Source organism: Microbacterium sp. ISL-103 (assembly GCF_018613995.1).
Lineage (GTDB): Bacteria > Actinomycetota > Actinomycetes > Actinomycetales > Microbacteriaceae > Microbacterium.
In genome coordinates, this window is the sequence record NZ_JAGGPD010000591.1 from 1 (window position 1) to 4634 (window position 4634).

At 69.5% G+C, this 4634-nt stretch carries 5 protein-coding genes and 1 pseudogene; all 6 read right to left on the minus strand.

What is annotated here, in order from left to right; genetic code table 11:
* Positions 1-900 (minus strand): annotated as a pseudogene (locus J7E68_RS18265) (ATP-dependent DNA ligase); the annotation flags it as partial.
* 97 nt (positions 901-997) lie between these two features.
* Complete coding sequence (locus J7E68_RS18270) at positions 998-1768, minus strand: enoyl-CoA hydratase/isomerase family protein (protein ID WP_215174967.1); 771 nt, start codon at positions 1766-1768, stop codon at positions 998-1000.
* A gap of 10 nt (positions 1769-1778) precedes the next feature.
* Positions 1779-2957 carry a 1,2-phenylacetyl-CoA epoxidase subunit PaaE gene (gene paaE, locus J7E68_RS18275; protein WP_215174968.1) on the minus strand — a complete coding sequence of 393 codons (1179 nt, stop codon included), beginning with the start codon at positions 2955-2957 and terminating at the stop codon, positions 1779-1781.
* On the minus strand, positions 2957-3463 hold the full coding sequence (gene paaD / locus J7E68_RS18280; protein WP_215174969.1) for a 1,2-phenylacetyl-CoA epoxidase subunit PaaD: 507 nt from the start codon (positions 3461-3463) through the stop codon (positions 2957-2959). Before paaD ends, paaE begins: the two co-directional genes overlap by 1 nt.
* Entirely contained in the window at positions 3457-4299 is an 843-nt protein-coding gene (gene paaC / locus J7E68_RS18285; RefSeq protein ID WP_396652524.1) for a 1,2-phenylacetyl-CoA epoxidase subunit PaaC, read from the minus strand. Before paaC ends, paaD begins: the two co-directional genes overlap by 7 nt.
* Entirely contained in the window at positions 4296-4601 is a 306-nt protein-coding gene (paaB, locus tag J7E68_RS18290; protein WP_215174971.1) for a 1,2-phenylacetyl-CoA epoxidase subunit PaaB, read from the minus strand. Before paaB ends, paaC begins: the two co-directional genes overlap by 4 nt.
* Positions 4602-4634: the final 33 nt, after the last annotated feature.

Below are 4634 nucleotides of genomic sequence, written 5' to 3' on the forward strand. Positions count from 1 at the left end.
GACGTGAAGGATGTCGAAGAACCACGGCCGCAGCACGAGTTCGCGTGAGACATCGGCACCGAAACGCGACATCGTCTCTTGGAACGGTCGCGGACCACCGTCTTCGTCGAGCGACAGCGTCTCGCCGTCGAGGATCAGGTCGTCGGCGGGAAGGCCGCGCACGATCTCGACGATCTCGGGCACGCGGTGGGTGATGTCGGCCAGGCTGCGCGTGTACACACCGACCTCGTCGCCGTGGCGGTGCACCTGGATGCGCGCGCCGTCGAGCTTGTACTCGACGGAAGCCGGTCCTGTGATCGCGAGAGCCTCGGTCGGAGTCGCGGCGGTCGCGGCCAGCATCGGCAGCACGGGGCGCCCGACGACCAGACTCACCGCATCGAGCTCGGCTTCGGTGCCGGTGAGCGCGATCACCGCCGTGTCGCCGAGATCGCCCGAGAGCATGGCCGCGCGCCGCACCGACGCCGCCGGTCGATCGGACGCTCGGGCTATCGCATCGAGCAGCACGCCACCGAGTGCGCCGGTGCGCAGCTCGCCCAGCATCGCGCGGGAGAGGAGATCCCACTCGTGCTCTGTGGCGCGGCTCGCGAGCGAGGCGAGCGCGGCGGTGCGCGCCGCCGCGGAGCCGGATCCCGATGTGCGTGCAAGAACCTCGAACCCCTCGTCGACGTCGCCGATCGACAAGGTGGGGGACGCGGCATGCGTGACGTCGAGTACGGACACCCCGCGCCAGCCGACTCCGAGCCGCCCTTGCCGCGGAGCGGCCAGGAGGATCCCGATGACGACGGGGATCTCATCGGGATCTGCGCGCGCGAGCAGCAGCGACAGTGCATCGATCTTGGCGAGGCGCGATGAGGTCGCAGTGACCGTGTCGGCGGTGGAGACGAGCTCCGTGAGCATCATGCACGCAGTCTCGCACCGGCATCCGACATCGACGACGCCCTTGCGTCGGTGCGAGTCCCGGCAGTATGCGAGGTGGGCGAGGCGCGCGCGATCCGGCTCAGCGCCCTCGGAATCGAGGCGTGCGCTTCTGCTGGAATGCGGCGAACCCCTCGCGGTAGTCGTCGGTGTCGCAGAGTGCTGCCTGCGCGGCGTTCTCGATCTCGATCGACTTCCACAGGGCGAGCCGCTCGTCGCGGATCCGGGCGACCAGCTGCTTGCTCGCGAGGAAAGCGGCCGTGGCGCCCCGTGCGGCGGTCGCCGCGGCATCCGTCGTCGTCTGCACCACCTCGTCATCAGGGAGAACCCGCGAGAACAGCCCCGACGTCACGGCCTCGGTGCCGCTCATCAGGCGCCCGGTGTAGATCAGGTCGAGGGTTCTGTGCGCCCCGAGTCGTTCGACGAAGAGGGCATGGCCGCCGGAATCGAGCGTGGCGCCGAGCGCGGCGAAGGGCGAGCCGATCTTGGCCGATTCCGCGACGTAGACGACGTCCGTCGCGATCAGGAGTCCGAGGCCGACGCCCAGACAGGCGCCGTGCGCGACCGCGAAGGTCGGTGCGGGGAAGCGCGACATCCTCTGCAGCAGCGGCGTCACGAGGCCACCGAGATAGCCCGAGACGTCATCGTCGCGCGGGTCGACGGCAGAGATGTCGCGACCGGCGCAGAACGCCCGGCCCTCGCCGCGCAGCACGAGCGCGCGGACTCCTGCCGCGTCGGCCTCGTCGTAGGCGCGGCCGATATCGCGCAGCGCCTGCTCGTCGAGCGAGTTCAGCTTCGCCGGTGCGTTGAGGACGACCGTCGCGACGTCGTCCTCGATGGTGAGATCGATCATCGGATGCTCCTCAGACGTCGTAATCGACCACGACGCGGTCGCTCGTCGGGTGGGACTGGCAGGTCAGCACGTAGCCGCGGTCGAGCTCATCGGGTTCGAGGGCGTAGTTCTCGGTCATCGTCACGCTGCCCTCGATGACTCGTGCACGGCAGGTGCCGCAGACACCGCCCGCACACGCGAACGGGGCGTCGGGGCGCACCCGCAGCGCCGCGTTCAACACCGATTCGTGGGCATCGACGGGGCTCTCGACGGTCGAGGAGACGCCGTCGAGGTTCACCTCGATGCGGATCGTCTTCTCTCCCGCGCGCACCTCGACGGGGCGCGCTGCTCGCACCGGCTCGTCACCGGTCGTGAAGAGCTCGAACCGGATGTGCTCCCGTGGCACACCGACGTCGGCGAGCACCTCGCGGCACAGGTCGACGAGCGAGAGCGGCCCGCAGAGGAACCACTCGTCGACGTCTCTCGGATCGATCAGCATCCGCAGGATCGTCCGCAGCTTCTCCTCGTCGATCCGGCCCGACAGCACCGGCGCCGTGCGCTGCTCGCGCGAGAGCACGTGGTGCAGCGTCACCCTGGTGGGGTAGCGGTCTTTGAGATCGGCGAGGTCTTCGAGGAACATCACGTCGAGCGTCGAGCGGTTCGTGTACAGCAGTGTGAAGCGCGAGGATTCCGACCGGGTCAGCACCGTGTGCGCCAGAGCCATCAGCGGGGTGATCCCCGAGCCCGCCGCGATGCCGACGACGTGACGGTCGTCGAGGTCGTCGAGGCCCGAGGTGAAGGTGCCCTGCGGGCTCATCACGTCGATCTCGAAGCCGGGGTGCAGTCCCGTCTGCGCCCAGGTCGAGAAGAGCCCGCCCTCGTCGCGTTTCACGGCGACGCTCAATCGGGTCGGCATGTCGGCGGCGATCTGCTCGTCCGTGCGGTGCTCGGGTGCTCGGCACAGCGAGTACGACCGGCGTACCTCGGTGCCGTCGAGCGTCGTGCGCAGTGCCACGTACTGGCCGGGCAGGTGGTCGTAGTCATCGGCCAGCTCGGCGGGGACGGTGAAGGTCACCTCGACCGAGTCATCGGTGAGCGGACGCACCTCTTCGACGGCGAGCGTGTGGAAGCGCGCGCGCTTCTTCGTCGTCGGCGCGGTGCGGCGAGACGTGGTCGCCGGAGCGGTGACGGAGGAGGCGAACAGCGACATCAGTGCACCTTGAAGTGGTCGAAGGGTTCGAGGCAGGAGCGGCACTCGAACAGCGCCTTGCACGAGGTGGAGCCGAAGCGCGAGACCTCGTGGGTGTCGAGCGAGCCGCACCGGGGGCAGCGCACGCTGATGGCGAGCCGGATCGGGCCCGACGAGATCGCCGAGCGCCCGGACGGCGGGGCGATGCCGTACTGGGCGAGCTTCTGCTTGCCGGCATCCGACATCCAGTCCGTCGTCCACGCGGGCGAGAGCACGAGACGCACCTCGACCCGCGAGTACCCGGCTGCGGTCAGCGCCAGGATGACGTCGTCGCGGATCGTGTCCATCGCCGGGCATCCGCTGTAGGTGGGGGTGATGTCGACTCGCACGGTCTCGCCGTCGACGGCGACGGCGCGGAGCACGCCGAGATCCTCGATCGTGAGCACGGGCACCTCGGGGTCTGCCACGGCTGCGGCGATCCTCCAGGCGGCGGCCTCGGTGTCTTTCCGTACGGTGCCGGTCACCATGATGCCCCCGGGTGCCGCCTGGCGAGCACCTGCATCTCGGCGAGCAGATGGCCGAGCGGTGATGCGTGCGCGCCCCGTCTGCCGCCGGCGGAGGATGCCGAGACGGCGGGTGTCTCAAGCTCCGCCTCGGTGAACACGGTGTCGACGACGGCGTCGAAACCGGGCCGCAGCGTCGACGGGCGCGCTGCCGCATCGCCGAGTCGATCGATCAGGGGCTCGTCGCGGAAGAGCTCGTCGACATACGGCCAGACATCGCCGAGCGCGCGGATGATCCGTTGCCGCGACTCGTCGGTGCCCCCCGCGAGCCGGAGCACCCACTGCACCGCGTGGTCGCGGTGGTAGTCCACCTCTTTGAGCGACTTCTCGGCGATCGCCGCGAACGTCGGCTCGGGGCTCTTCCGCAGAGCGGAGTAGAGCTCGAACATGTACGTCGACACGACGAACTGTCGCGCGATCGTCTGCGCGAAGTCGCCGTTGGGCTGTTCGACGATCCAGGCGCTGCGGAACTCCGGCTCGTCGCGGAAGTACGCGAGGTCGTCTTCGGAGCGCCCGTCGTACGACCCTGCGAAGTGCAGGAACGAGCGGGCATGCCCGAGGAGGTCGAGGGCGATGTTGCCGAGTGCGACGTCTTCTTCGAGCTCCGGCGCGCGGGCGATCCACTCGCCGAGCTGCTGAGAGAGGATCAGGGCGTCGTCGCCGAGCCAGAGCGCGTATTCGGCGATGTCGGCGGATTCCGCGGCGGAGCCGGATCCGGTGAGCTCCTCGCTCAGTCGCAGCTCGTCGACCGAGACATCGCCGTGGAGGTCGGCGTGGGGGTCAGTGTGGATGTCGTTCACAGGTGCGGCACCCCTTCGGATGCCGTGTAGTAGACGGCATGCCGGTAGTTCTTGCCCGCCGGGCTCTCGAAGTAGGCGCCCTTCGCGTCGGGGTCGCTGGTCGTGATCGCGTCGGCCGGAACGGCCCAGATCGACACGCCCTCGCCGCCGCGGGTGTAGAGGTCGCGGGCGTTGCGGAGGGCAAGGTGGGCGTCCGGGGCATGCAGGGATCCGACGTGCACATGGCTCAGACCGCGGTTCGCGCGGACGAAGACCTCCCAGAGGGGCCAGGGTTCGCGTGCGTCGGCTCCCGGCGTCGCCATCACGCCACCGCCTTCGTCCTCAGCGCCTGCTTG

Bases quoted from the DNA above. Each gene is read 5' to 3' on its own strand.
- J7E68_RS18270 (WP_215174967.1), bottom strand. From the start codon at position 1,768: ATGATCGATCTCACCATCGAGGACGACGTCGCGACGGTCGTCCTCAAC.
- paaE (WP_215174968.1), bottom strand. From the start codon at position 2,957: ATGTCGCTGTTCGCCTCCTCCGTCACCGCTCCGGCGACCACGTCTCGC.
- paaD (WP_215174969.1), bottom strand. From the start codon at position 3,463: ATGGTGACCGGCACCGTACGGAAAGACACCGAGGCCGCCGCCTGGAGG.
- paaB (WP_215174971.1), bottom strand. From the start codon at position 4,601: ATGGCGACGCCGGGAGCCGACGCACGCGAACCCTGGCCCCTCTGGGAG.